This window comes from Streptomyces sp. NPDC043996, from assembly GCF_056435225.1.
This window is the reverse complement of record NZ_JBWKEY010000001.1, coordinates 521,142-546,377: the sequence shown is the minus strand read 5'-3', so window position 1 is coordinate 546,377 and position 25,236 is coordinate 521,142. Positions and strand designations below refer to the sequence as shown.

The 25,236-nt window shown below is 72.5% G+C and carries 22 protein-coding genes; 9 read left to right on the top strand and 13 right to left on the bottom strand.

The genetic code is table 11. The annotated features are described in order from the left end of the window. Positions 1 to 1,128: 1,128 nt before the first annotated feature. The 4 genes from AC07A4_RS02395 (at position 1,129) to AC07A4_RS02380 (ending at position 4,248) form a co-directional block, all read left to right on the top strand. On the top strand, positions 1,129 to 1,788 hold the full coding sequence (locus tag AC07A4_RS02395) for a DedA family protein (protein WP_478591810.1): 660 nt from the start codon (positions 1,129 to 1,131) through the stop codon (positions 1,786 to 1,788). Positions 1,789 to 1,856: 68 nt separating this feature from the next. Then, positions 1,857 to 3,053, top strand: a complete 1,197-nt coding sequence (locus AC07A4_RS02390) for a sensor histidine kinase (RefSeq protein ID WP_478591808.1) — start codon at positions 1,857 to 1,859, stop codon at positions 3,051 to 3,053. Beyond that, on the top strand, positions 3,044 to 3,688 hold the full coding sequence (locus AC07A4_RS02385) for a response regulator transcription factor (RefSeq protein WP_478591805.1): 645 nt from the start codon (positions 3,044 to 3,046) through the stop codon (positions 3,686 to 3,688). Before AC07A4_RS02390 ends, AC07A4_RS02385 begins: the two co-directional genes overlap by 10 nt. 116 nt (positions 3,689 to 3,804) lie before the next feature. After that, positions 3,805 to 4,248, top strand: a complete 444-nt coding sequence (locus tag AC07A4_RS02380) for a hypothetical protein (RefSeq protein WP_478591803.1) — start codon at positions 3,805 to 3,807, stop codon at positions 4,246 to 4,248. 79 nt (positions 4,249 to 4,327) lie between these two features. Here AC07A4_RS02380 and AC07A4_RS02375 read toward each other — a convergent pair whose 3' ends face one another. From AC07A4_RS02375 to AC07A4_RS02360, 4 genes are all read right to left on the bottom strand, one after another. After that, the gene (locus AC07A4_RS02375) at positions 4,328 to 5,233 is read right to left on the bottom strand and encodes an aldehyde dehydrogenase family protein (RefSeq protein WP_478591800.1); all 906 of its coding nucleotides are present in this window, start codon (positions 5,231 to 5,233) and stop codon (positions 4,328 to 4,330) included. Then, complete coding sequence (locus tag AC07A4_RS02370) at positions 5,234 to 6,691, bottom strand: aldehyde dehydrogenase family protein (protein WP_478591797.1); 1,458 nt, start codon at positions 6,689 to 6,691, stop codon at positions 5,234 to 5,236. Between the two features lie 5 nt (positions 6,692 to 6,696). Beyond that, on the bottom strand, positions 6,697 to 7,674 hold the full coding sequence (gene deoC, locus AC07A4_RS02365; protein ID WP_478592863.1) for a deoxyribose-phosphate aldolase: 978 nt from the start codon (positions 7,672 to 7,674) through the stop codon (positions 6,697 to 6,699). A 211-nt stretch (positions 7,675 to 7,885) separates the two neighbouring features. Beyond that, positions 7,886 to 10,144 (bottom strand): glycosyl hydrolase family 18 protein, encoded by a 2,259-nt coding sequence (locus tag AC07A4_RS02360; protein ID WP_478592860.1) that lies wholly within the window; start codon positions 10,142 to 10,144, stop codon positions 7,886 to 7,888. A 413-nt stretch (positions 10,145 to 10,557) separates the two neighbouring features. On the opposite strand from AC07A4_RS02360, the gene AC07A4_RS02355 reads away from it, so the two are divergent. Then, on the top strand, positions 10,558 to 11,205 hold the full coding sequence (locus AC07A4_RS02355) for a PH domain-containing protein (protein WP_478591794.1): 648 nt from the start codon (positions 10,558 to 10,560) through the stop codon (positions 11,203 to 11,205). Between the two features lie 184 nt (positions 11,206 to 11,389). Here AC07A4_RS02355 and AC07A4_RS02350 read toward each other — a convergent pair whose 3' ends face one another. The 4 genes from AC07A4_RS02350 to AC07A4_RS02335 all read right to left on the bottom strand — a co-directional run bounded on the left by AC07A4_RS02350 (position 11,390) and on the right by AC07A4_RS02335 (position 16,042). After that, positions 11,390 to 12,610: a mannosyltransferase family protein gene (locus tag AC07A4_RS02350; protein WP_478591792.1), complete on the bottom strand. Its 1,221-nt coding sequence runs from the start codon at positions 12,608 to 12,610 to the stop codon at positions 11,390 to 11,392. 196 nt (positions 12,611 to 12,806) lie between these two features. After that, on the bottom strand, positions 12,807 to 14,492 hold the full coding sequence (locus AC07A4_RS02345; RefSeq protein ID WP_478591789.1) for a phospho-sugar mutase: 1,686 nt from the start codon (positions 14,490 to 14,492) through the stop codon (positions 12,807 to 12,809). Between the two features lie 49 nt (positions 14,493 to 14,541). Then, positions 14,542 to 15,366 (bottom strand): purine-nucleoside phosphorylase, encoded by an 825-nt coding sequence (locus AC07A4_RS02340; RefSeq protein ID WP_478591786.1) that lies wholly within the window; start codon positions 15,364 to 15,366, stop codon positions 14,542 to 14,544. A 238-nt stretch (positions 15,367 to 15,604) separates the two neighbouring features. Further along, positions 15,605 to 16,042 (bottom strand): gamma-glutamylcyclotransferase family protein, encoded by a 438-nt coding sequence (locus tag AC07A4_RS02335; protein ID WP_478591784.1) that lies wholly within the window; start codon positions 16,040 to 16,042, stop codon positions 15,605 to 15,607. A 397-nt stretch (positions 16,043 to 16,439) separates the two neighbouring features. On the opposite strand from AC07A4_RS02335, the gene AC07A4_RS02330 reads away from it, so the two are divergent. After that, positions 16,440 to 17,888 (top strand): NAD(P)H-quinone dehydrogenase, encoded by a 1,449-nt coding sequence (locus tag AC07A4_RS02330; RefSeq protein ID WP_478591782.1) that lies wholly within the window; start codon positions 16,440 to 16,442, stop codon positions 17,886 to 17,888. 215 nt (positions 17,889 to 18,103) lie between these two features. After that, the gene (locus tag AC07A4_RS02325; RefSeq protein ID WP_478591779.1) at positions 18,104 to 19,087 is read left to right on the top strand and encodes a DeoR/GlpR family DNA-binding transcription regulator; all 984 of its coding nucleotides are present in this window, start codon (positions 18,104 to 18,106) and stop codon (positions 19,085 to 19,087) included. 193 nt (positions 19,088 to 19,280) lie between these two features. Here AC07A4_RS02325 and AC07A4_RS02320 read toward each other — a convergent pair whose 3' ends face one another. Together AC07A4_RS02320 and AC07A4_RS02315 are read right to left on the bottom strand one after the other, a co-directional pair. Further along, positions 19,281 to 19,829, bottom strand: a complete 549-nt coding sequence (locus tag AC07A4_RS02320; RefSeq protein WP_478591777.1) for a TetR/AcrR family transcriptional regulator — start codon at positions 19,827 to 19,829, stop codon at positions 19,281 to 19,283. A 147-nt stretch (positions 19,830 to 19,976) separates the two neighbouring features. Further along, complete coding sequence (locus AC07A4_RS02315) at positions 19,977 to 21,749, bottom strand: acetyl/propionyl/methylcrotonyl-CoA carboxylase subunit alpha (protein ID WP_478591775.1); 1,773 nt, start codon at positions 21,747 to 21,749, stop codon at positions 19,977 to 19,979. 358 nt (positions 21,750 to 22,107) lie between these two features. On the opposite strand from AC07A4_RS02315, the gene AC07A4_RS02310 reads away from it, so the two are divergent. Then, the gene (locus AC07A4_RS02310) at positions 22,108 to 22,581 is read left to right on the top strand and encodes a hypothetical protein (RefSeq protein ID WP_478591773.1); all 474 of its coding nucleotides are present in this window, start codon (positions 22,108 to 22,110) and stop codon (positions 22,579 to 22,581) included. A gap of 19 nt (positions 22,582 to 22,600) precedes the next feature. Here AC07A4_RS02310 and AC07A4_RS02305 read toward each other — a convergent pair whose 3' ends face one another. Further along, positions 22,601 to 23,212, bottom strand: coding sequence for a Maf family protein (locus AC07A4_RS02305; RefSeq protein WP_478591770.1), 612 nt, complete (start codon positions 23,210 to 23,212; stop codon positions 22,601 to 22,603). Positions 23,213 to 23,262: 50 nt separating this feature from the next. Then, positions 23,263 to 23,391 carry a morphogenic membrane protein MmpB gene (gene mmpB, locus AC07A4_RS02300; protein ID WP_478591768.1) on the bottom strand — a complete coding sequence of 43 codons (129 nt, stop codon included), beginning with the start codon at positions 23,389 to 23,391 and terminating at the stop codon, positions 23,263 to 23,265. Positions 23,392 to 23,525: 134 nt separating this feature from the next. Between mmpB and AC07A4_RS02295 the strand changes: the two genes are divergently transcribed. After that, positions 23,526 to 24,989 carry an FG-GAP-like repeat-containing protein gene (locus AC07A4_RS02295; RefSeq protein ID WP_478591765.1) on the top strand — a complete coding sequence of 488 codons (1,464 nt, stop codon included), beginning with the start codon at positions 23,526 to 23,528 and terminating at the stop codon, positions 24,987 to 24,989. Positions 24,990 to 25,029: 40 nt separating this feature from the next. On the opposite strand, the gene AC07A4_RS02290 is transcribed toward AC07A4_RS02295, so the two are convergent. Beyond that, a complete protein-coding gene (locus AC07A4_RS02290) occupies positions 25,030 to 25,236 on the bottom strand; it encodes an acyl-CoA carboxylase epsilon subunit (protein ID WP_478591762.1) in 207 nt (68 codons plus the stop codon).

Here is a 25,236-nt window from a genome sequence, read left to right as displayed (position 1 = left end):
GTGATCTCAAGTCGGACTCCCTGAGTGCGAGCCCCGCACGTACCGCGGCGGCGACGTCGCGCGCGTCCGGCGGGTCTGCGGAGATCCGCCAGAGGACTAGTGGGGTCGCGTCGTCGCTCCAGGCACTCGGCCCGGTTCTCGGTCGGTATGCCGAGCCGCAGGTGTTCAGGCTGCTGACAGGAGTGGTTGTCGCAGGTGTGGCAGATCGTCGGGCTGTCAGTTCCCCAGCCCAGGTGGGGGATCACGTCATGGGCGAGCTGACACCCGTACAGGTGCGCTGGCACGGTGCCTCGGTGCGTCCGCCCCGGCAGGGAGGCAGCCCGGAAGCGGGGCGCGGCGGTTGGCCCGTACGGGTTGGCGGCAGTCTCACGGCGGCCGGTCTGCCGTGCCCAGCAGGGCCACCGACGGAATTGACTGACCTGCGGGAACGTGGCTTCCGTCAGGCGTCGATCCCGCGCGGCTGTGTCCGTGATCCCGGGTGATGACCGCTAACGGGAGCCAGCTGCGGTGCGGGCGCAGGCAGAGCCGTGATGCCCGGCCGACCGTCGACCGCGTTTCGTCACCTGGGCAAGCCCATTCCGTCGGTGGCACCAGCATGGAACCGGTCGCATCCGCTCCCCGATGCACCTCGAAGGACACCCCTGCTGTCACTGGTCCTTAGGGCACCGCGTGGCCCTCGCCGGTACGTGCACACGGTCGAGGGGTCGTCGCTTGCCGTCGGAGCGACGTGCTGGCGGCGTGCGTCCCTTGAGTCGAGGTCCCCCGCTATTTCGGTGCGCACATGTGTGCACCGGATCGGACGGCCTTGAGCGGATTTCCGCAGGTCAGAAGCAGTTCTTGAGCGTGAGTTCCGGAACATGGGAACTCACGAGAGACCAGTGTGAGGCATCCCGGCGGGGAAACGACCCGGTGGGGCGGTGTTTGATGGGAATGTCTCGTCGCGGCCGGGGGTTTCGCCCGGTCTGAGGGTGTGGTTTTCCGCAGGGTGGGGCCCGCGGTTGACCGTGCGAGGGTGGATGGATTCCCCCGTGGTGGGTGTGACCTCGGGTTTTTAGGCTGGTGGACAGCGGGTGGCGCGATCGTGCCACCGTCGCTTCCCTCCCCTCCACCGAACTTCTGAGGTGCTGCATGCGGTCCACGATCCTGGCCCTGTCCGAAGAGCCCGCCGGTGGCATCGCCGGGTGGGCCGCCGATCTCGTCGACCGGATGGGCGGCCCCGGAGCCGGCCTGGCCATCGCCCTGGAGAACCTGTTCCCGCCGCTGCCGAGCGAGGTGATTCTGCCGCTGACGGGGTTCGCGGCCGGACAGGGTGTGCTCAGTCTGGCGTCCGCGCTGTTCTGGACCACCTTGGGCTCGGTCGTGGGGGCGCTCGCGCTGTACTGGATCGGGGCGCTAATCGGGCGCGAGCGGATGCACGCGATCTGGGCGAGGCTGCCGCTGGTGAAGGTCTCGGACCTGGAGCGGACCGAGGACTGGTTCGCCCGGCACGGCACGAAGGCGGTGTTCTTCGGCCGCATGGTGCCGATCTTCCGGAGCCTGATATCGGTGCCCGCGGGCGTTGAGCGGATGGGGCTCGCGGTGTTCCTGGCGCTGACGGCCGCGGGCAGCCTGATCTGGAACTCGGTCCTTGTGCTCGCCGGTTACTGGCTGGGCGACCAGTGGGAGCTGGTCGAGGGCTATGTGGGCGTCCTGTCGAAGGCCGTCCTCGTCCTGGTGCTGCTCGCGGTGCTCGCGTTCATCGGCTCCCGTCTCAGCCGCGGGCGGCGGGCCCAGCACCGGCGGTCCTGATGGCCGGGGGCCCGTACGCCAGTGGTGATCTTGCCCAGCCGGACGCGGCGCCGCTAGGGTCGGCAACCGTGTGGGGGGAGGCGTCCGACGGCAGTGCCCAGGCCAGGGCCGAGGCCCCGGTGACGGCGGGCCCCGGGCCGGAGACCCCCGCGCCGGGGACCCGCCAGGCGGCCGGACTCCTGCTCGGCATCCCCACCAGCCTGCTCGCCGGGCTGTACTTCCTGACCGTCGGCCTCGCCCTCGCCCCCGCCCTGCTGTGGCCGCGCACCCGGCCCGCGGCCCGCCGGTCCCTCGCCGCGGGCGCCGCGCGGCTCACCGCGCTCGAGCGGCGGCGGCGGACCGCGTTCTTCGGCGACTCCTTTCCCGCCGCCCACGACCCCCGCAACGACCTGCCGTACCTCGCCGCCCGCATCGGTACGGGACTGCTGTCCGCCGTCGTGGCCGGGCTGCTCGGCGTCGGTGTGGTCCTCGCGGCGCTGCTCGCCGACGGGGTCGTGCGCGGCGGCACCCGCGCGGGCGAGCTCCTGGGGCAGGTGCTGCTCGGCGGCGTCCTGCTCTTCCTCGACGTCCAAGGGCTGCTTTCGCTGGCCGCGGCCGACCGGCGGCAGGCCAGGAAGTGCTTCGGGCCCTCCGAGCGGGAGCTCCTCCAGCGGCGCATCGCGGAGCTCGCGACCAGCAGGGCGGGCATCGTCGAGGTCGTCGACGCCGAGCGCCGCCGCATCGAGCGGGACCTGCACGACGGCGTACAACAGCGCCTGGTGGCCCTCGCGATGCTGCTCGGCCGCGCCAACCGCAACCCCGGCAAGGCCGCCGAACTGCTGCGGCAGGCCCACAAGGACGCCCAGGACGTCCTCGGCGAACTGCGCGAGGTGGCCTGGCGGGCCTACCCGTCGGCCCTCGACAGCCTCGGCCTTGAGGAGGCGCTCGCCGGGGTCGCCGAACGCTGCGGCATTCCGCTGCGCATCGAGTACGGGATCGCCGCGGAGCTGGAGCCGACGACGCGGACGGCCGCCTACTTCGTGGTGTCCGAGTGCGTCACGAACGCCGCCAAGCACTCCGGTGCCGGCCGCATCCACGTCAGCGTCCGCCAGGCCGGGGGCACGGTCGTCGTCCAGGTCCAGGACGACGGCCGCGGCGGCGCGGACCCGGAGGGCACAGGCCTGTCCGGGCTGCGCCGCCGGGCCGCCGCCCTCGACGGCGACCTGCGCGTCCACAGTCCCGTGGGCGGGCCCACCACCATCACCGCGGAGCTCCCGTGCGCCTAGTCCTCGCCGAAGACTCGACCCTGCTGCGCGAGGGGCTCGTACGCCTGCTCACCGAGGAGGGCCACGAGGTCCTCGCGGCGGTCGGCGACGGCGCCGCCCTCGTCGAGGCCGTGGAGGAACACGCCCCCGACGTGATCGTGGCCGACATCCGCATGCCCCCCACCCACACCGACGAAGGCATCCGCGCGGCCCTGGAGATCCGCGCGCGCCACCCCGGGGTGGGCGTGCTCGTGCTCTCCCAGCACGTCGAGAAGCGGTACGCGGCCCAGCTGCTCGCCAGCGACTCGGCGCGCGTGGGCTATCTGCTCAAGGACCGCGTCGCCCAGGTCGAGGAGTTCCTGGAGTCCCTGGAGCGGGTGCACGCGGGCGGCGCCGCCATCGACCCCGAAGTCGTACGCCAGCTCCTCGCCCGCACCACCCACGTCGACCCCCTCGCCACACTGACGCCGCGCGAGCGCGAGGTGCTCGCGGCGATGGCCCAGGGGCACACCAACGCGGCCATCGGCGAGAAGCTCCACATCGCGCAGAGCACGGTGGAGAAGAACATCAACACGATCTTCGAGAAGCTCGGTCTGACCCGGACCTCGGCCTACAGCCGCCGCGTCCTCGCCGTGCTGCGCTATCTGGACTCCTAGGGCCCGTTCAGAAGGGCCCTGGGGCCATGGCCGCGCGGCCTTTGGTGTGGATGCGTCGCGTCAACTACTCTGCGTGTGCTTGTGATTACACACAGAGATATCGGTAGGTGGTCCAGATGGCGCGAAACCCAGCCCGGTCCCAGGCGCGGAACGCCGCGCCCGCGGCGTCCTCCGCCCCCGCGAGGGCGCTCCTGCGGGCGGGCATCGCCGTGTCCGCGGCGGGCGCGGCGCTCGGCGTGGGCGCCCTCGACGCGAGCGCCGCGCCGCCGCCCGTCACCTCGCGGGCGGAAGGCGTCGGGAGCGTGGACGCGGCGGCGGCCGGGACGGCCCTGACGCAGGCCGTGGAGAGCGCCACGGCGGGTGTCGCAGGGCCCGCCAAGCGGCTGAAGCTCGACCCGCTCGCGGGCACGGGAGTGGACCCCCTCGACAACGCGGTGGGCACCCAGGTCGCCGACTTCAAGCCGCTCACCACGGCCGCGGCGACGGGGCCGGTGACCCAGGGCGGGGCGCTCAAGGACCTGCCGGTGCTCGGCACGGTGACGGGCGCGCTCCCCGGCTGACCCGCGGCCGGACGCACCGCGCGCCCACCCGCCGTTCGGGGCGGATGGGCGCGCGGGGTGGAACAGGTGGGCGGGCGGCTCAGTAGGCCGAGCCGGAGGCGCCCAGGGAGCCCGTGGGGTGCCAGACCGTCTTCGTCTCCAGGAAGGCGGTGAGGCGGTCCGTGCCCGGGGCCGCGGTCCAGGCGCTGTCCACAGCCTGTGGACGCAGGACGCGCTTCAGGTTGTCCGCCGCCGCGACCTCCAGTTCCTTGGCCAGGTCAGGGCCCGCGCCCGCGAGGTCGATGCCGTTCACGTCCTGGTGCGCCGCCAGCGGGGCCGCGAGCTCCGCCGCCTTGCCGGAGAGGATGTTCACGACGCCGCCGGGCACGTCCGACGTGGCCAGGACCTCGCCGAGGGACAGGGCGGGCAGCGGGGACTCCTCGGAGGCGATGACCACCGCCGTGTTGCCCGTCGCGATCACCGGGGCGAGCACGGACACCAGGCCGAGGAACGAGGAGTCGCGCGGCGCGACCACGGCCACCACGCCCGTCGGCTCGGGCGTGGACAGGTTGAAGAACGGGCCCGCGACCGGGTTCGCCCCGCCCGCGATCTGGGCGATCTTGTCGGTCCAGCCCGCGTACCAGACCCAGCGGTCGATCGCCGCGTCGACGATCGCCCCGGCCTTGGACTTCGACAGGCCCTCGGCGTCGGCGACCTCCCGCACGAACTGCTCGCGGCGGCCCTCAAGCATCTCGGCCACGCGGTAGAGGATCTGGCCGCGCAGATACGCCGTCGCGTTCGACCAGCCGCCGAACGCCTTGCGCGCCGCCACCACCGCGTCCCGCGCGTCCTTGCGGGACGACTGCGGTGCGTTGGCCAGCCAGTTGCCCTTCGAGTCGGTCACCTCGTACACCCGGCCGCTCTCGGAACGCGGGAACTTGCCGCCCACGTACAGCTTGTAGGTCTTGAAAACAGACAAGCGCTCGGACTTCTCGACGCTGCTCATTTATCGCTCACCCTTCGGGCTCGACGGGGCGAGGTACGCCTCCAGGCCGTGGCGGCCGCCCTCGCGGCCGAAGCCCGACTCCTTGTAGCCGCCGAACGGCGAGGTCGGGTCGAACTTGTTGAACGTGTTGGCCCAGACGACCCCGGCGCGGAGCTTGTTCGCGACCGCGAGGATGCGCGAGCCCTTCTCCGTCCAGATGCCCGCGGACAGGCCGTACTGCGTGTTGTTCGCCTTGGCCACGGCCTCGTCGGGGGTGCGGAAGGTCAGGACCGAGAGCACCGGGCCGAAGATCTCGTCGCGGGCGATGGTGTGCGCCTGGGTGACGTTCGTGAACAGCGTCGGGGCGAACCAGTAACCGGAGGAGGGCAGTTCGCAGGCCGGGGACCAGCGCTCGGCGCCCTCCGCCTCGCCCTGGTCGGCGAGCGCGGTGATGCGGGCCAGCTGCTCGGCGGAGTTGATCGCGCCGATGTCCGTGTTCTTGTCGAGCGGGTCGCCGAGGCGCAGCGTGCTGAGCCTGCCCTTGAGGCGGTCGAGCAGCTCCTCCTGGACCGACTCCTGGACGAGCAGCCTGCTGCCCGCGCAGCAGACCTGGCCCTGGTTGAAGAAGATGCCCGTGACGATGCCCTCGACGGCCTGGTCGATGGGGGCGTCGTCGAAGACGATGTTGGCGCCCTTGCCGCCCAGCTCCAGGGTGAGCTTCTTGTCCGTGCCCGCGACCGTACGGGCGATCTCCTTGCCGACGGCCGTGGAGCCGGTGAAGGCGACCTTGTTCACGTCCGGGTGGGCGGTGAGGGCCGCGCCCGCGTCGCCGTAACCGGGGAGGATGTTGACGACGCCCTTGGGCAGGCCCGCCTGGCGGCAGATGTCCGCGAAGAACAGGGCGGACAGCGGGGTCGTCTCGGCGGGCTTGAGGACCACCGTGTTGCCCGTCGCGAGGGCCGGGGCGATCTTCCAGGCCAGCATCAGGAGCGGGAAGTTCCAGGGGATGACCTGGCCCGCGACGCCGAGCGGCCGCGGGTTCGCGCCGTATCCGGCGTGGTCGAGCTTGTCGGCCCAGCCCGCGTAGTAGAAGAAGTGCGCGGCGACCAGGGGGAGGTCCGCGTCGCGGGTCTCCTTGATCGGCTTGCCGTTGTCGAGGGTCTCCAGGACGGCGAGCTCGCGGGAGCGCTCCTGGATGATGCGGGCGATGCGGAAGAGGTACTTCGCGCGCTCGGCGCCCGGAAGCGCGGACCACTTCTCGAAGGCCTTGCGGGCGGCCCGCACCGCGCGGTCGACGTCCTCCGCGCCGGCCCGCGCGACCTCGGACAGGACCTCCTCGGTCGACGGCGAGACCGTCTTGAAGACCTTGCCGTCGGCCGCGTCGGTGAACTCACCGTCGATGAACAGGCCGTAGGAGGGGGCGATGTCGACGACCGAGCGGGACTCGGGAGCCGGTGCGTACTCGAAAATCGATGCCATGGTGATCAGTCCACCGTCACGTAGTCAGGACCGGAGTAGCGTCCGGTGGCCAGCTTCTGGCGCTGCATCAGCAGGTCGTTGAGGAGGCTGGACGCGCCGAAGCGGAACCAGTGGTTATCCAGCCAGTCCGCGCCCGCGGTCTCGTTCACCAGGACCAGGAACTTGAGGGCGTCCTTGGACGTGCGGATGCCGCCCGCGGGCTTCACCCCGACCTGTACCCCGGTCTGCGCGCGGAAGTCGCGCACCGCCTCCAGCATCAGGAGCGTGTTGGCCGGGGTGGCGTTCACGCCGACCTTGCCGGTGGAGGTCTTGATGAAGTCCGCGCCCGCGAGCATGCCGAGCCAGCTCGCGCGGCGGATGTTGTCGTACGTCGACAGCTCACCGGTCTCGAAGATGACCTTGAGGCGCGCGTGCTGGGAGGCTTCCTTGACGGCGACGATCTCCTCGTACACCTTCAGGTAGTCGCCGGAGAGGAACGCGCCGCGGTCGATGACCATGTCGATCTCGTCGGCACCCGCCGCGACGGCCGCGCGGACGTCCGCCAGCTTCAGCTCCAGCGGGGCGCGGCCCGCGGGGAACGCCGTGGCGACCGAGGCGACCTTCACGTCCGTGCCCGCGACGGCCTCCTTGGCGGTGGCCACCATGTCCGGGTAGACGCAGACGGCGGCCGTGCGGGGCGTGGCGCGGTCCGTCGGGTCCGGGTGGACGGCCTTGGCGCCGAGCGCGCGGACCTTGCCCGCGGTGTCGGCACCCTCCAGGGTCGTCAGGTCGATCATGGAGATGGCCAGGTCGATGGCGTACGCCTTCGCCGTGGTCTTGATCGAGCGGGTCCCGAGCCCGGCCGCGCGCGCCTCCAGGCCGACCGCGTCCACGCCGGGGAGCCCGTGCAGGAAGCGGCGCAGCGTGGACGCCGACGTGGTGACGTCGGCGAGGGGGTGCCCTGCGGGCGCTGCGGTCCGTGGGGGTGGTGTCGTCGTCGGCATAGTCACGAGGGGAGCATATCTACGCGCGTAGCGGCCTGTACAGGGGGCGGTGGGGTGGGGCCTCGCGGGTGCGCCCCAGGCCCGCCCCTTCCCGCTCCGGGGGCGGCTGCCCCCGTTCCCCCGCTTACGGCCATTGGCGCTTCGCGCCTCGTCCTCAAACGCCGGACGGGCTGAATCAGCCTGCCCGGCGCTTGAAGTCGTGAACGTCACCTCACTTCAGGCCGTTGTCCAGTGCCGTCATCAGCGTGCCGGTGGGGGTGTCGCCGGACATTTCCCAGACCATGCCGCCTAGCAGGCCCTTGGACCTGATCCACTCGGTCTTCTTGCCGATCGACCAGGTGTCGTCGAAGCTCCACCACTGGCCGTTGTTGCCGGTGTAGCCGTAAGTGGAGATGGACTGTTCGTCGTGGTAGACGGTCAGGTTCGGGACGCTGGTGATCAGGTTGTGGTAGCCCCTGGTGCCCGCCTCCTCGGGGAACTGGCCGGTGGCCGCGCCGTTCGCCGCCTGCCACTCGCCCTTGACGCCGCCGTCGGCGACCTCCTTCCAGCCCCGGCCGTAGAACGGGAATCCGATGGTGAGCTTGCGCGGGTTGACCCCGGCGTCCAGATACGTCTGGATCGCCTTCTCCATGCTGAAGTCGAAGGGGTACGGGTCCTGGGCGTCGCGGCGCAGGTTCGCCTGGTGGCCGGTGCGCTTGGGCTCCCAGGAGTTGTCGCTTCCGGCGCCGTGGAAGTCGTAGCCCTGGACGTTGGCGAAGTCCAGGTACTCGAAGATCTTCCTGATGTCCCAGCCCGCCTCGATCTTCGCCGGGTCGGCCGGGGTGAACGCGGTCAGGAGCTTGTGGCTGCCGCCGGTGGCGTCCAGCTGCTTGCGGAACTCGGCGAGCAGCGCGGTGAGGTTGTTCTTGTCGGCGGCGCTGAAGTGATTGCCCGGGTGGCCCTCGGAGCCCGGCCACTCCCAGTCGATGTCGATGCCGTCGAAGACGCCCGCGCCGGTGCCGGGGCCGCCCGCGCCGTTGTAGACCGGCAGGTTGCCCTTGATCCACACGTCCACGCAGGACCTCACGAACTTCTCCCGCGACGCCGGGGTGGCCGCCGCGTCGGCGAAGAACTTCGAGAACGTCCAGCCGCCGAGCGAGACCACGACCTTCAGGTGCGGGTGCTTGGCCTTGAGCTTCTTCAGCTGGTTGAAGTTGCCGCGCAGCTTGCCCCAGCCGTCGTCGGCGACGCCGTCCACCGACTGGGCGGCGGAGAAGGCGCGGCCGTAGTCCGCCTCGGCGTCGCCCGCGCCGGTGCCCTCGTCCGGGTCCTGCGGGTTTCCGGAGACGCCCTTCACCACTCCGGCCAGGCAGGTGTGGTTGACCGGGTCGACGTTCTCGAACGCGTAGTTGATGACGTCCAGCTTCGCGGCCGCCCCGGACGTGTCCAGGTTCTTCACGAAGTGCTGGCGGCCGTAGATGCCCCACTGCGCGAAGTAGCCCACCTTGAGGTGGTTGCCGGGGCCCGCCGCGTCGTCCGTGGTGACGTTCACGGCGTTGGAGGCGGGCGAGGCGTTGTCGGCGGTGTCACGCGCCTTCACGGTGAAGGTGTAGGCCGTGGCGGGGGTCAGGCCCTCGACGGTCGCGGTGGTCGCCGAGGCCGGGACCGTCTTCGCCAGCGCGGTGCCGCGGTAGACGTCGTACGCGGCCACGGCCACGTTGTCCGTCGACTTCTCCCAGGCCAGGCTCGCCGAGACCTGCGTCTTGCCGGTCGCGCGCAGATTGCCGGGCGTGGTCGGCGGGGTCGGGTCGGTCGCCGGGTCGACGGTCGTCGCGGTGACCGGCGGACTCTCCGGGCTGGTGTTGTCGCGCCGGTCCTTGGCGCGGACGGTGAAGGTGTAGCGCGTCGCCGGGGTCAGGTCCGTGACGGTCGCGCTGTTCGTCGCCGAGGTCGCCACCACGGTGGTCCCGCTCAGGACCTCGTACTTCGTGACCGGGTAGTCGCCCGCGCCCGCCGGGGGCCAGGTCAGGGAGATCGTGCGGGACGTGGCCGTGGTGACCGTCGGGGCGCCGGGCGCGGTCGGGGGCTTGTCCGGCGTGCCGTCGCACTTGTCGCCGTTGACCGTGCAGCCCGTCGGCGTCCCGACCGGGCCCCGTCCCGTGAACGTGTAGCTGTACGGCTCGGTGGAGCCGCCCGCCGGGACCCGGCCGTTGTAGTACGCGTTCTTCACGGTGACGTGGCTGCCGGAGACGGTCGCCTCGCCGTGGGTGTGGCCGCTGATGGTGACGCCCGGCGGCAGGTCGAACTCCAGCGTCCAGCTGGCGGACGCGGCGGAGCCGCTGTTGCGCACGACGTACTTGCCCTGCCAGGACGTGCCGCTGCCCTCCGTGCTGAAGGCCGCGGTGAGGGTGCCCGCCGCGTGCGCGGGGGGTGCGGTGAGCGCGGTGAGCAGCGATACGGGGAGCAGCAGGGCGGCGAGCAGGGCCACCATCCGGTGGCGCAGGGCCCTGGCCGCTCCGTGCGCGGCTCTGGAGAACGTTTTGGTCAGGGCTGTGGTCAGGGCTGTAGTCAGGGCTTCGGGTAAGGCTCCGGGGGTTCTCCTTGATCTCCTTGCGGTGGGGCTCATGGCTCTCCTCGGGAAGCGGGAGGTGCGGGAGGTGCGGGAGGTGCGGAAGGTGCGGAAGGTGCGGGAGGTGCGGGAGGTGCGGGAGGTACGAGAGGTACGGGGGGCATCGGTAGGTCTCGCGTGCTGGTGGCTCCTCGCGGTGCGCGGGGCGGCGGCGTGTCCTGACGCCCGCCGTTGATTAGGCGTACATGACAACTCTTGACCGTACTAGGTCTGGACCAATCCCCATACCCCCGCCGCGCACGGGCCGCGCCATCGCGTCAGGCAGAATCAGCCGTATGACGAGCGACCCGCAGCCCACCCCGGCGGAGCAGGACCCGGCCTACAAGGACCGCGTCTACCGGTCCCACGCAGCCATCGCCGGAGGCGTCCTGCTGCTCGCGATCGGCGCCTGGCTGGCCGTCGACGCGCTGATCCGGGGCGAGGGGCGAACCCCCTGGCTGGCCCTCGCGGGGCTGCTCTTCGCGGTGCCGCTGGTCGTCGCCTTCACCGTGCGGCCCGCCGTCTTCGCCAGCGAGGACCGGCTGCGCGTCCGCAACCCGTTCCGCACGATCACGCTCCCCTGGGGGGCGATCTCCGGGCTGCGCGCCGGGTACTCGAACGAGGCCTTCACGCAGGACGGCACCAAGTACCAGCTGTGGGCCATCCCCGTGTCGCTGCGCGGCCGGAAGAGGGCCGCGCGGCGCCACGCCCAGCAGGTGGCGTCCGGCGATCCCGTCTCCAGCCAGGTGCGGCACGACGCCGCGGCGGCCAGTCATCTGCGGGCGCCCGGTGACCAGGCCATGGACGATCTGCGGGAGATCTCCGAGCGGCGTGAGGGGGCGGAGTCCGCGCAGGGGGAGCCGGTGGTTCGCTGGGCCTACGAGATCCTCGGGCCGTGCCTCGCGGGGGCCGTTCTGCTGGCGATCCTCCTTGGGGTGGGCTGAGCGGAGGGTCCCCGGCGGCTTCGCTTGAGCCCTCGCGGGGCGCCCCAGGCCCGCCCCTTCCCGAACCGGGGGCTGGCCGCCCCCGGGCCCCCGCTCAAAGGCATTGGCGCTTCGCGCCTCGTCCTCAAACGCCGGACGGGCTGAATACTCGCGCTTGCGCGGCTGGATCTTGCGCTTGCGTGTCTCACGGCGGGCCCAGCCACACCAGCAGCATGTGGCCGCCGAAGGCCGCCGAGGTCAGGGCCGCTCCGGTGAGGACCGGTACCAGTACCCGCGCTCGGGCCCGGGACAGGGCGACGGCGAGGGGGAGGAGCAGGGGGAAGGCCGGGAGCAGGAAGCGGGCCCGGGGGAAGTACACACCGCTGGAGCCGAGCACGATCGCGAGCATCAGGCCTGTGAACAGCAGCAGCGGCAGCGGCTGTGCGCGGCCCGCCACCGATACCGCGAACAGCACCACGGAGCCGAACAGGACCAGCGTCACCAGGACCAGGAACAGCTGCGGGCGCTCCACGACGAACAGGCTCTTCACCCAGCGCAGGGTGCCGACGCCGCCGTCCCACTCGTTGTGCCACCACTTCTGCACGGCGAAGTAGCCGTCCCAGCGGCCGAGCCGGACCCCCACCCACCCGACGTACGCGAGCCAGCCCAGCGGCGCGAGCACCGCCCCGGCGAGGGCCCGCCCCGAGAAGCCGCGGCGCAGCGCCAGGGCCGCCGTCACCGTGACCGCCGCGGCCACCGCGACGCCCGTGGGGCGGGTCAGGCCCGCGAGGGCGGCAAGGGCCCCCGCCGTCACCCAGCGGCCGGTGAGGACCGCGTACAGGCACCACGCCGCGAGCGCCGTGAACAGCGACTCCGTGTAGCCCATCCACTGCACGAGCGCGACGGGCAGACACGCCCAGAGGGTCACGAGCAGGACCCCGGCCCGCCGCCCGTGCAGCCGGTCGCCGACCTTGAAGATGCCCCACGCCGCCAGGAACGAGCAGACGAACGCGATCCCCAGGCCCACCGCCCCGCGCGGGTGCGGCAGCAGGTGCTCGCCCGCCCGGATCAGCAGCGGGTACAGGGGGAAGAACGCCAGGTTGTTCGCGTCGAAGGCGTGGCCGAGCGTGTCCGCGTACCCGTGCTCGGCGATCTTCAAGTACCAGTCGCAGTCCCAGGATTCGGCGAGGAGGTGCCAGACGCCCCGGTGCTCGCGGCGCGCCCAGAAGGCGAAGACCAGCAGGCCCAGGGTGCGCACGGCCGCGTACGCCAGGAGCGCGGGAGCCGCGTGCCGCAGCGCGTCGGCCACCCGCGCGCGTGGGCCGCGCGGCAGCCGCAGGGCGGTACGGGAGCGGCGCGAGGACGGCACGCGGGACGGCGCGGCGGCGGTGAGGCCGGAGAGGGGGGCGAGGGGTCCGTACGGCACTGCGGCTCCCGGGCGTGACGAACGAGCGTGACAAACGGGTGTGGCGAGCGGGTGTGGCGTGAGGGCGTGGCAAGCGGGTGTGGCGAAACGAAAGGTGCGCTACCGGTCGGACCCTTCCTGGGGTGACCGGCAGCGCACCTTCACGCTGCGTCAGTTGCCGCGTGGAACCACTCGTACGGGTGGAGCCGCGGGGGTGTCAGATCCCGGCCGCCGCCGCGAAGTCCCGCTTCAGGGCGGTCAGCAGTTCCGCCGCCCGCGCGTGGGCCGACGGCAGCGCGGCCCGGTCCGCGACCGGCACCACGACCTCCAGATAGCACTTCAGTTTCGGTTCGGTGCCGCTCGGCCGGACGATGACGCGGGCGCCGTCCAGCGTGTAGCGCAGGCCGTCCGTGGGCGGCAGCTTGTCCGTGCCCTGGGTGAGGTCCTCGGCGCGGGTCACGGGCAGGCCCGCGAGCTCCGCCGGGGGCAGCTCGCGCAGCCGGTGCATCGCGTCCGCGATCAGCGACACGTCCTCGACGCGCACGGACAGCTGGTCGGTGGCGTGCAGACCGTGCTCGACGGCCAGGTCGTCGAGGAGGTCGAGGAGGGTGCGGCCCTCCTCCTTCAGCCGCGAGGCCAGCTCGGTGACCAGCAGGGCGGCCGTGATGCCGTCCTTGTCGCGCACGCCCTCGGGGTCCACGCAGTAGCCGAGCGCCTCCTCGTACCCGTACCGCAGACCCTCCACGCGGGCGATCCACTTGAAGCCCGTCAGGGTTTCCTCGTACGGCAGGCCCGCCTTCTCGGCGATCCGGCCGAGCAGCGACGACGACACGATCGACTCCGCGAACGCGCCCCGCGCGCCGCCGCGCACGAGGTGCGCCGCGAGCAGCGAGCCGACCTCGTCGCCGCGCAGCATCCGCCACTCGGAGCGCTCGGCGTCCACGGGCACGGCCACCGCGCAGCGGTCCGCGTCCGGGTCGTTGGCGATCACCAGGTCGGGGCGCGCCTCGCGGGCCGTGGCGAACGCCAGGTCCATGGCGCCCGGCTCCTCCGGGTTGGGGAACGCGACCGTCGGGAACTCCGGGTCTGCCTCGGCCTGCGCGGCCACGAGGACCGGCTCGGGGAAGCCGGCCCGCGCGAACGCCGCGAGGAGGGTGTCCTTGCCGACGCCGTGCATGGCCGTGTAGACGGTCCTGGCGGTACGGGGGGAGCCGTCGGCCAGGACGGCGTCCGTACGCGCCAGATAGGCCTCCAGGACGCCCTCGTCGAGGGTCTCCCAGCCGCTGTCGGGGCGGGGGACGTCGGCGAGGCGGGCCACCGCGTCGATCTCGGCCGCGATCTCGCCGTCGGCGGGCGGCACGATCTGCGAGCCGTCGCCCAGGTAGACCTTGTAGCCGTTGTCGCGCGGCGGGTTGTGGCTCGCGGTGACCTCCACGCCCGCGACCGCGCCCAGGTGCCGTATGGCGAAGGCCAGCACGGGGGTGGGCAGCGGGCGCGGGAGCACGGCGGCGCGCAGGCCCGCGCCGACCATCACGGCCGCCGTGTCGCGCGCGAAGTCCGCCGACTTGTGGCGCGCGTCGTAGCCGATCACGACCAGGCCGTCGGTGTGGCCCTTGCCCTTCAGATACGCGGCCAGGCCCGCGGCCGCGCGGATGACCACGGCGCGGTTCATCCGCATCGGGCCCGCGCCCAGCTCGCCGCGCAGGCCCGCGGTGCCGAACTGGAGCGTGCCGCCGAAGCGGTCGGCCAGGTCGGCCAGGACGTCCGGCGTGTCCGCGGCCGCGATGAGCTTGGCCAGCTCCTCGCGGGTGTCCGCGTCCGGGTCCTCGTCGAGCCAGGCCTGGGCCCGCGCGAGGAGCGCCTCGCGGCCTTGGAGGTCCTGGTGTCCCTGGTGGTCCTGCACGTGTGGTCAGCCTCTCCGTGAGGGGGTCGTACGGCTCGGGGCGGTGGGCTCAGAGACGGCCGAGGACCTTGCCGAGCAGCTCGCCCATGCGGGTCGCGGAGTCGCGGCCCGCCTGGAGGACCTCCTCGTGGTTCAGCGGCTCGCCCGTCATGCCCGCGGCGAGGTTGGTGACCAGGGAGATGCCGAGCACCTCGGCGCCCGCCTCGCGGGCCGCGATGGCCTCCAGGACGGTCGACATGCCGACGAGGTCGGCGCCGATCGTGCGGGCCATGCGGATCTCGGCCGGGGTCTCGTAGTGCGGGCCGGGGAACTGCGCGTACACGCCCTCTTCGAGGGTCGGGTCGATCTCCTTGCACAGGGTGCGCAGCCGCGGCGAGTACAGGTCCGTGAGGTCCACGAAGTTCGCGCCGACGATCGGGGAGGTCGCCGTGAGGTTCAGGTGGTCGCTGATCAGGACCGGCTGGCCCGGGCGCATGCCCTCACGCAGACCGCCGCAGCCGTTGGTCAGCACGATGGTCTTGCAGCCCGCGGCGACGGCGGTGCGCACGCCGTGCGCGACGGCGGCCACGCCGCGGCCCTCGTAGTAGTGCGTGCGGCCCAGGAAGACCAGGACGCGCTTGTCGCCCACCTTGAAGGAGCGGATCTTGCCGCCGTGGCCCGCGACGGCGGGCGGCGGGAAGCCGGGGAGCTCGGTGACCGGGAACTCGGCCTCGGGGGCGCCGAGCGCGTCGACCGCCGGGGCCCAGCCGGAGCCCATCACGAGGGCGACGTCGTGGGTCTCGGCGCCGGTCAGCTCGCGCAGGCGGGCGGCGGCGGCGTCGGCGGCGGCGTAGGGGTCGCCCTGGATGTCGTCCGGAATAACTGAAGCGTTCACGCCGACGAGGGTAGCCGGTTAAGGCCTACGCGCGTAGATGATGATGCTCACGGGATGCGATTCGTGTTGTTGTGGTTTTCCACAAGGTGATCGCCGGGTGGGGCCTCGCGGGGCGCCCCAGGCCCGCCCCTTCCCGAACCGGGGGCTGCTGCCCCCGGGCCCCCGCTCAAAGCCATTGGCGCTCCGCGCCTCGTCCTCAAACGCCGGACGGGCTGAATACTCGCGCTTGCGCGCTGGATCAGCACGGGCGTTTGCGGAGTTCCATCGCGTAGTCGTGGGGGGCGCCCGCGGACTCCGCGGCGTCGGCGATCTCGCCCAGGTAGCGGGCCGAGGGCAGGCCGCCCTCGTAGCCGTTGAGGACGTACACCCAGGCCGGTTCCTCCGCGTCCAGCGTGTGCACCCGCACCCGCATCCGGCGGTAGATGTCGAGGCCGACGCCCTCCCAGCGGTCCATGGAGTCCTCGTCCATCGGCGCCACGTCGTACAGCGCGACGAAGACCTGGGAGCGCGGGGCCTCCACGATGGTGGCGAGCGCGCCCTCCCAGCCCATGTGCTCACCCCCGAACGTCAGCCGCCAGCCGTTCAGCCAGCCCGTCGCGCGCAGCGGCGAGTGCGGGGCGCGGCGCGTCATGAGCCGCGCGTCGAGATTGCCGGCGTACGCGGCGTAGAGCGACATGTCGTCGAGGGTACGACTTTCTGGCGGGGGCGCCTTACGCGGTTGCCGTTCTGGGGGCTGCGCCCCCATTCCCGGCTTTGCTGGTGCTTCGCGCCTTGTCCTTGAGCGCCGGACGGGCTGGGTCTTCGCGCTTGCGCGCTTGTCCTCAAACGCCGGACGGGCTTGTTTCCCGCGCTGGCGCGCTTGTCCTCAAGCGCCGGACGGGCTGGATCGCCGCGCTGCGCGCTTGTCCTCAAACGCCGGACGGGCTGAATCACCGTGCTGGTTCTCTCGTGCCGGACGGGCTGGATCACCGTGCTGGTTCTCTGGTGCCGGACGGGCTGGATCTGGGCTCGTCCGGGGGCTTTGGATGTGTCGGTCCGCCCCCGCTCGCTCGTCGCTCGGGCCGTGCGGGAGAATGGAGTACGTGACTCGGATCGTGATCATTGGCGGCGGACCCGGCGGATATGAGGCGGCCCTGGTGGCCGCCCAGCTCGGCGCGGAGGTGACCGTCGTCGACTGCGACGGTCTGGGCGGGGCGTCGGTGCTCACCGACTGCGTACCGTCGAAGACCCTGATCGCGACGGCCGAGGTCATGACGACCTTCGACTCGTCCTATGACGAGCTGGGGATCATCGTCGAGGACGACACCCCCCACATCGACCAGGCCGCGCGTGTCGTGGGCGTCGACCTCGGCAAGGTCAACCGGCGGGTGAAGCGGCTCGCGCTCGCGCAGTCGCACGACATCACCGCGTCCGTGACCAGGGCGGGCGCGCGCGTGCTTCGCGGGCGCGGGCGGCTCGAGGGCCAGCAGGCCATGGACGGGTCGCGGACCGTGGTGGTGCGCGCCGCCGACGGGTCCGAGGAGCGGCTCACCGCCGACGCCGTGCTCATCGCGACCGGCGGCCACCCGCGCGAGCTCCCCGACGCCCAGCCCGACGGCGAGCGCATCCTGAACTGGACCCAGGTGTACGACCTGGACGAACTGCCCGAAGAGCTGATCGTGGTGGGGTCCGGCGTGACGGGCGCCGAGTTCGCGGGGGCCTATCAGGCGCTCGGGTCCCGGGTCACGCTCGTGTCGTCGCGCGATCGCGTCCTTCCGGGCGAGGACCCGGACGCGGCGGCCGTCCTGGAGGACGTCTTCCGGCGGCGCGGCATGAACGTGATGGGCCGCACCCGCGCCGCCTCCGTCAAGCGCGTCGATGACCGCGTCGAGGTCACGCTCGCCGACGGGCGCGTCATCTCCGGTACGCACTGTCTGATGGCCGTCGGCGCCATCCCCAACAGCAGCGGGATGGGCCTGGAGGAGGCCGGGGTCAAGGTTCAGGAGTCCGGGCACATCTGGACCGACCGGGTCTCGCGCACGTCGGCGCCCGGCGTGTACGCCGCCGGTGACGTCACCGGGATCTTCGCCCTCGCCTCCGTGGCCGCCATGCAGGGCCGCATCGCGATGTACCACTTCCTGGGCGACGCGGTGACCCCGCTGAACCTGAAGACCGTCTCGTCGAACGTCTTCACCGACCCGGAGATCGCCACCGTCGGCTACAGCCAGGCCGACGTCGACGCGGGCAAGATCGACGCCCGGGTCGTCAAGCTGCCGCTCCTGCGCAACCCGCGCGCGAAGATGCAGGGCATCCGGGACGGCTTCGTCAAGATCTTCTGCCGTCCGGGTACGGGCATCGTGGTCGGCGGCGTGGTCGTCGCGCCGCGCGCTTCGGAACTGATCCACCCCATCTCGATCGCGGTCGACAACAATCTGACGGTGGAGCAGATCGCTAACGCCTTCACCGTGTACCCCTCGCTTTCGGGGTCGATCGCCGAGGTGGCCCGTCAGCTGCACACCCGTAAGGTGACGGGCGAGGCCTGATCCCTGCGGCCCCGGGAACCCCCGACGGCTGCCGGAAGTGATCCCTCCGGCGGCCGGATTCAACTCTTCGCAGGTCACAGCCTGTTGCCGACCATTCGTCCGGCATAGTCGCCGGGAGTACCCCTATACCACTTCCACCCCTGTCGTGCGTACAACTTCTGTAATTCGGCGCAAACTGCTGAAAGCAGACGGTCGTTGGGGTTACTGTCAGTTTCGTGTTCGCTGCAGAACGTCGCCAATTGATCCTCGAAATGGTGCGGGCCAACGGAGCGGTATCGCTCCGTGAGCTCGCCCGCGTCGTCCAGACCTCCGAAGTGACCGTACGGCGGGACGTGCGCGCGCTGGAGGCAGAAGGACTCCTCGACCGCCGGCATGGCGGTGCGGTATTGCCGGGCGGATTCACGCGGGAGTCCGGCTTTCCGCAGAAATCACATCTCGCGTCCGCCGAGAAGACGGCCATCGCCGACCTCGCGGCGGGTCTCGTCGAAGAGGGCGAAGCCATCGTCGTCGGGGCCGGTACGACCACGCAGGAGCTGGCCCGACGGCTCGCGCGGGTCCCCGGCCTGACCGTGGTCACCAACTCCCTGCTGGTGGCCCAGGCGCTCGCCCACGCCAACCGGGTGGAAGTCGTCATGACCGGCGGCACCCTGCGCGGCTCCAACTACGCGCTGGTGGGCAGCGGGGCCGAGCAGTCCCTGCACGGCCTCAGGGTCTCGCGCGCCTTCCTCTCGGGCAGTGGTCTGACCGCCGAGCGCGGCCTGTCCACCTCCAACATGCTGTCGGCGAGCGTGGACCGCGCGCTCGTGCAGGCCGCCGCGGAGGTCGTGGTCCTCGCCGACCACACCAAACTCGGCACGGACACGATGTTCCAGACCGTGCCGACGGACATCATCACCCGGCTCGTCACCGACGAGCCGCCCGCCCACGACGACCGTGCGGCGACGGAGCTGCAGGCCCTGGCCGACCAGGGCGTGCAGATCACCGTCGCCGGTGGCGCGGCGGGCCCCGGTCAGGCCCCCGGAGTTGACGCCGTGCCCACGGGCCGTCAGCCCCGCAGGGACGTGCCCCTGCCCGGCCAGCGGCGGGGGCACGGGTCCGGGGCGTCCGGGGCGGGGTCGCAGTTGCGGAGCGCGGCGGTCCTGGGGGAGGCGTCGGCGGGGGAGCGGTCCGCCCGGGTGGCGGACCTCCGCCGGCGGTAGCCCTCGGGGCGCGCACCGGTCAACTGCGTTGGCGCTTCGCGCCTCGTCCTCAAACGCCGGACGGGCTGAAACCGGCAGGTTCTAGCCCGTCCGGCGTTTGAGGACGAGGCCGAAGGCCGATTGCTTTGCGGGGGTGACAGGGGGCGGAGCCCCATGGTTCGGGAAGGGGCGGGCCTGGGGCGCCCCGCGAGGGTTAGTGCGGCCTGAGGCCCTGGAGGGTCAGGGTGAGGAGGCGGTCCGCCAGGTGCGGGTCGGTGGGGGTCTCCTCCGCGGCCAGCGCGATCGCGTTGGTCAGCTGGAGGAGGTCCTCGATGGGCACGTCCGCGCGCACCGCGCCCGCGGCCTGCGCACGGGCGAGCAGGGCCGCCCCCGCCTCCCGCATGGGGCGGCTGCACCGCGCCAGCGGGGTGCTGTCGTCGCGCGAGACGGTCATCAGGGCCCGCGCCAGGCCCCGGTACTCGCCCGCGTGCGTCACGATGGCCCGCAGCCACTCCACGAGCGCCGCGCACGGCCGCGGGGAGCCGAGCAGTTCCCGCGAGCGGGCGAGCAGATCGCTCACCGCGTCCTCGAACACGGCGCTCATCAAGGCGTGCCGGTTCGGGAAGTGCCGGTACAGCGTCCCGATGCCCACGCCCGCGCGGCGGGCGACGTCCTCCAGGGACGTGTCCGTGCCGTACTCCGCGAAGGCGGAACGGGCCTCCTTCAGCAGGCGCTGACGGTTGCGCTGGGCATCGGCACGCATACGCTCCTCCGTCCGGCTGTTCGGGCTTCGCTGTGGGCGCCGGACGAGCTAGTTATAGCCCGTCCGGCGCTTGAGGACGAGGCCGGAGGCCGAGCAACCGCGGCCCGGGGCGCCCACGCCAGCGGAGGGCGCCCACGCCAGGACGCGTCAGTCCTTGATCTCGCAGATCACCGCGCCGGAGGTGAGGCTCGCGCCCACCTCGGCCTGCAGGCCCTTGACCGTGCCGGAGCGGTGGGCGTTCAGGGGCTGCTCCATCTTCATGGCCTCCAGGACGACGATCAGGTCGCCCTCCTTGACCTCCTGGCCCTCCTCGACCGCGACCTTCACGATCGTGCCCTGCATGGGCGAGGCGAGGCTGTCGCCGGACGCCGCGGGGCCGGACTTCTTCGCCGCGCGGCGCTTGGGCTTGGCGCCCGCCGAGAGGCCCGTACGCGCGAGGGACATGCCCATGCCGGCGGGCAGGGAGACCTCCAGGCGCTTGCCGCCGACCTCGACGACGATCGTCTCGCGGTCGCCGTCCTCCTCATCGGCGTCGCCGCCCACGGGGGCGAACGGCGGGATGTCGTTGACGAACTCGGTCTCGATCCACCGGGTGAAGACCGTGAACGGCTCGTCGGAGCCGGTCAGTTCGGGCGCGAACGCCGGGTCGGCGACCACCTTGCGGTGGAACGGGATGGCGGTGGCCATGCCCTCGACCTCGAACTCGGCCAGCGCGCGGGCGGCCCGCTCCAGGGCCTCCTTGCGGGTGCGCCCGGTGACGATCAGCTTGGCGAGCAGCGAGTCCCAGGCCGGGCCGATGACCGAGCCGGACTCGACGCCCGCGTCCAGGCGGACACCGGGGCCGGACGGGCCCGCGAACTTGGTGACGGTGCCGGGGGCGGGCAGGAAGCCCCGGCCCGGGTCCTCGCCGTTGATGCGGAACTCGAAGGAATGGCCGCGCAGTTCGGGGTCGCCGTAGCCGAGCTCCTCGCCGTCGGCGACGCGGAACATCTCGCGGACGAGGTCGATGCCCGCGACCTCCTCGGTGACCGGGTGCTCCACCTGGAGACGGGTGTTGACCTCCAGGAAGGAGATCGTGCCGTCCATGCCGACGAGGAACTCGACGGTGCCCGCGCCGACGTACCCGGCCTCCTTGAGGATGGCCTTCGACGCGCGGTACAGCTCGGCGTTCTGCTCCTCGGTCAGGAACGGCGCCGGGGCCTCCTCGACGAGCTTCTGGTGGCGGCGCTGGAGCGAGCAGTCACGGGTGGAGACCACGACCACGTTGCCGTGGCTGTCGGCCAGGCACTGGGTCTCGACGTGGCGCGGCTTGTCCAGGTACCGCTCCACGAAGCACTCGCCGCGGCCGAAGGCGGCGACGGCCTCGCGCACCGCGGACTCGTACAGCTCCGGCACCTCTTCGAGGGTGCGGGCGACCTTCAGGCCGCGGCCGCCGCCGCCGAACGCCGCCTTGATGGCGATGGGCAGGCCGTGCTCCTCGGCGAAGGCGACGACCTCGTCGGCGCCCGCCACCGGGTCGGGGGTGCCCGCCACCAGCGGGGCGCCCGCGCGCTGCGCGATGTGCCGGGCCGCGACCTTGTCACCGAGGTCCCGGATGGCCTGCGGCGGCGGGCCGATCCAGATCAGACCGGCGTCGAGGACGGCCTGCGCGAACTCCGCGTTCTCGGAGAGGAAGCCGTAACCGGGGTGGACCGCGTCCGCCCCGGAGTCCTTGGCGGCCGCGAGGACCTTCCCCATGTCGAGGTAACTGGTCGCGGGAGTGTCACCGCCCAGGGCGAACGCCTCGTCTGCGGCCCGCACATGCAGTGCGTCCCGGTCGGGGTCCGCGTAGACGGCAACGCTCGCGATCCCGGCATCCCGGCACGCCCGGGCGACCCGGACAGCGATTTCGCCACGGTTGGCGATGAGCACCTTGCGCACGATGGCTCCCTCCTTGAAACAAGCCGAGTTTAGGGACTGCCGACACGCCCTTTCGACCCGTCCCCATTGGTGAGCTTGCCCACACGGAGCGTGATCCGAGGCCCGCCCGTTCCCCGAAATCCCTTGTCGCACCGTGGTACGCAGGGTCCTTCCCCGGCAGCGTAGCCCTCCGGTGTGGTCAAGGTCTCTGTGAGGCAGCGCTGCGGCGCGAGGTCTTTCTTTGTGGAGTCCCTACGAATGGCCCAATGAATCTTTGCCTTCCGCGCGGCTCTTGTCCCCCGGTTTACCCGTAAGTAGCGTGCTCGATGTCTCGGACGTACTCGCGGTAACAGCGTTGCCGCGCATCGGTGGAGAGTGGGTGGGTGCCGTGGGGCGCAGGCCGTTGGCGTGGGTGGGGGCGGTCGCGCTCGGGGCGGAGGCGGTCGGCGTCGGGCTCCTCAACTGGTTCCTCGGCCTGGTCGTCGAGGAGCAGGAGATGTCCCTCGCCGGGCTCGACCCGCACGCCATGACCGTCGCGACGTGGATCGCGGGCGGCGTCTTCGGCTGCTACCTCGCGCTGTGCGGCCTGCAGCTCGCGCGCGCCGCCGTGCGCGACCGCGCCCCGGGCGGCTTCGGGCGCGCCCTGCTGATCAGCGCCGCCGTGGCGCACGGGCTGCTCGGGGCGTTCGCGGTGGGCCTGGTGGGCTGGGGCGCGTTCGCGTGCGTGATGCTGGTGCTCGGGCTGATCGTGCTGACGCTGCTGGCGTACGACCGCCATGAGCGGCACGACCGTCACGAGCGGCGGTACGAGGGTCAGGGCGCCCCGGGTGACGGGGCGCCGCAGGCCGCCTGACGCTCCGGCGCGCGCCCGGCTAGGCCGCCCACAACGCGGTGATGCCGACGCCCAGTTCGGCCAGCAGGCGGCGCAGCATCGGCAGGGAGAGGCCGATGACGTTGCCGTGGTCGCCGTCGATGCCCTCGATGAACGGGGCTGAGCGGCCGTCGAGCGTGAACGCGCCCGCCACGTGCAGCGGTTCGCCGCTCGCGACGTACGCGGCGATCTCGTCGTCGGAGGGCTCGCCGAAGCGGACCACCGTCGACGCGGTCGCGGCCACGTGCCGCCCGGTGGCCGTGTCGTACACGCAGTGCCCGGTCTGCAGGACGCCCGCGCGCCCGCGCATGGCCTTCCAGCGGGCGGTGGCCTCCTCGGCGTCGGCGGGCTTGCCGAGGGCCTGGCCGTCCAGTTCGAGGACCGAGTCGCAGCCGATGACCAGGGCGCCCTTGACGTCAGGCCGTGCGGCGACCACCGAGGCCTTGGCCTCGGCGAGGGCCTTGGCGAGCTCGGCCGGGGTGGGGGCGGTGACGGCGTCCTCGTCCACGCCGCTGACGATCACCTCGGGGGCGAGTCCCGCCTGGCGCAGGAGGCCAAGGCGCGCGGGGGACTGGGAGGCGAGGACGAGGCGGCGGGTGGGCTGATCACTCATGGGGCCAGGGTAGTGGCGCCCCGGGGCGGGTGCCGGACGGGCTCGACGGGTCAGAGCACGCCCAGGATCAGCATCGCGACGATCATGGCTGCGGCCAGGAGGATGCCCGCGCGGCGCATTTTGGCCTGCATGTCGCGCATGTCCTTGGGTGGGTTGTTCTCCGGGTCGGACCACAGCATGGCTTTGATGGTCCGCGCCGCCGGGGGCGGCCGCCTGAGTACGCGTACTCAGGTTTCCCCGTTCATCCGTACAACCCCCTGCGGGTGCCCGGGCGTCAACTACGCGTAGCTTTCGGGGATTGGAGCGTCTTGATATGCACAGAATGCGCCGGAGTGTCCTGACGGCGGCGGCGACGGCCGCCGTGGCGGCCGCGGGGCTGCTGGTTCCGCTGGCCGGTACGGCGGCCGCCGCGCCCGCGCCCGCCGCGAAGGACATCGCCGACTTCAACGGCGACGGCTATGGCGACGTGGTCCTCGCGACCCCCGACGCCACCGTGAACGGCGTCAAGAAGGCCGGGCACGTGGCCGTGCTCTACGGGTCGAAGGACGGTGTCGCGGGCGGGCGCAAGCAGCTCCTCAGCCAGGCGTCGGCGAAGGTGCCGGGGGCGCCGGAGGAGCGCGACCGGTTCGGCGGCGCGCAGGACACCGGGGACCTGGACGGCGACGGGTACACGGACCTGGTCGTCGGCGTGCCGGGCGAGAACGAGCAGCGCGGGCTCATGACCGTGCTGTGGGGCGGCCGGGGCGGGCTCGTGCACGGCGGTCTGAGCCTGGCCCCGCTGCGCGCGGACGACATCCACTACGGCGGGGACGTGGTCGTCGGCGACTTCGACGGCGACGGCAAGCAGCACATCGCCACGCACTCCTACTGGGGCGCGGTCAGCCTGTCCGGCGACGGCTTCACCCGGACCAGGGCCCCCAAGCAGCAGCGCCTGAACCTCCACGGCGACGACGCCTTCCCGGTCGTCGAGCGCGTGGAGGCGGGGGACTACGACGGCGACGGCGACGACGACCTGATCGCCTCCGGCACCGCGAACATGGAGGCCGACGAGATGCGCGGCCGGATCTTCTACTGGCGGGGCGGCCGCACCGGCGTGACGTTCACCAGGCCGTCCAGCGCGCTGCCCGAGACCATCGTCGGAGTGGAAGGCTCCGGAGACGTCAACAAGGACGGGTACGAGGACCTCGTGATCACCGACAGGTCCGCGGCCAAGGGCGGCGAGGTCGGCGTCTACTACGGCGGCGGGCGCGGCCCCGGCAGCGGCGGCGGGACGGTGCTCGGCCAGGACAGCCCCGGCGTGCCCGACGAGGGCGAGGACGGCGACGGGTTCGGTACGAGCGCCTCGGTCGGCGACGTCGACGGCGACGGCTACGCGGACGTCGCGGTCGGTGCCCCGGGCGAGGACCTGGGCGCCGATCCCGGCAAGGCCGCCACCGGCGCCGTCTACCTCCTCAAAGGCTCCGCCGCCGGGCTCACCGGCACCGGCGCCCAGGTCCTGGACCAGGACACGCCGGGGGTGCCCGGCGCGGCCGAGGGCGACGACCGCTTCGGCTCCGCCGTCCAGGCGCGCGACACCGACGGCGACGGCAGGGCCGAGGCCGTCGTCGCCGCGTCCGGTGAGGACGTGTTCCCCGGCGCCCGCTGGAACGACGGCTCCGCCTGGGTGCTGCGCGGCGCGATGGACGGGATCACCGCCGCCGGGGCGTACGCGCTCAGCGAGAAGGCGTTCGGGCTCACCTATCAGAACAAGCGGTTCGGGTCGGTGCTCGGACGCTGAGCGGACCGGCCCCGGCCCGGCGAGGCCGGGGCCCGGTTCCTCACGCGGGCCAGAACGTGCGCCCCCACGCCGCCGGGCCGGGTTGGGGCAGCCGCTCCCTGGCCACGCGCGCCGGGTCCGCCCAGGCGTCCGGCGTGGCGGGCGCGCCGGACGGCGTGTTCGCGGCCGCCGCGGCGCGCGCCTGGACCACCGCCAGGGCGGCGGCCAGCTCCTCGGGGGTCGGGTTGCCCCGTACGACCTTGATCAC

Bases quoted from the DNA above. Each gene is read 5' to 3' on its own strand.
- AC07A4_RS02295 (WP_478591765.1), top strand. From the start codon at position 23,526: ATGCACAGAATGCGCCGGAGTGTCCTGACGGCGGCGGCGACGGCCGCC.
- AC07A4_RS02370 (WP_478591797.1), bottom strand. From the start codon at position 6,691: ATGGCATCGATTTTCGAGTACGCACCGGCTCCCGAGTCCCGCTCGGTC.
- AC07A4_RS02335 (WP_478591784.1), bottom strand. From the start codon at position 16,042: ATGTCGCTCTACGCCGCGTACGCCGGCAATCTCGACGCGCGGCTCATG.
- AC07A4_RS02320 (WP_478591777.1), bottom strand. From the start codon at position 19,829: ATGCGTGCCGATGCCCAGCGCAACCGTCAGCGCCTGCTGAAGGAGGCC.
- deoC (WP_478592863.1), bottom strand. From the start codon at position 7,674: ATGCCGACGACGACACCACCCCCACGGACCGCAGCGCCCGCAGGGCAC.
- mmpB (WP_478591768.1), bottom strand. From the start codon at position 23,391: ATGCTGTGGTCCGACCCGGAGAACAACCCACCCAAGGACATGCGCGAC.
- AC07A4_RS02395 (WP_478591810.1), top strand. From the start codon at position 1,129: ATGCGGTCCACGATCCTGGCCCTGTCCGAAGAGCCCGCCGGTGGCATC.
- AC07A4_RS02305 (WP_478591770.1), bottom strand. From the start codon at position 23,212: ATGAGTGATCAGCCCACCCGCCGCCTCGTCCTCGCCTCCCAGTCCCCC.
- AC07A4_RS02375 (WP_478591800.1), bottom strand. From the start codon at position 5,233: ATGAGCAGCGTCGAGAAGTCCGAGCGCTTGTCTGTTTTCAAGACCTAC.
- AC07A4_RS02380 (WP_478591803.1), top strand. From the start codon at position 3,805: ATGGCGCGAAACCCAGCCCGGTCCCAGGCGCGGAACGCCGCGCCCGCG.
- AC07A4_RS02355 (WP_478591794.1), top strand. From the start codon at position 10,558: ATGACGAGCGACCCGCAGCCCACCCCGGCGGAGCAGGACCCGGCCTAC.
- AC07A4_RS02330 (WP_478591782.1), top strand. From the start codon at position 16,440: ATGGAGTACGTGACTCGGATCGTGATCATTGGCGGCGGACCCGGCGGA.
- AC07A4_RS02360 (WP_478592860.1), bottom strand. From the start codon at position 10,144: ATGGTGGCCCTGCTCGCCGCCCTGCTGCTCCCCGTATCGCTGCTCACC.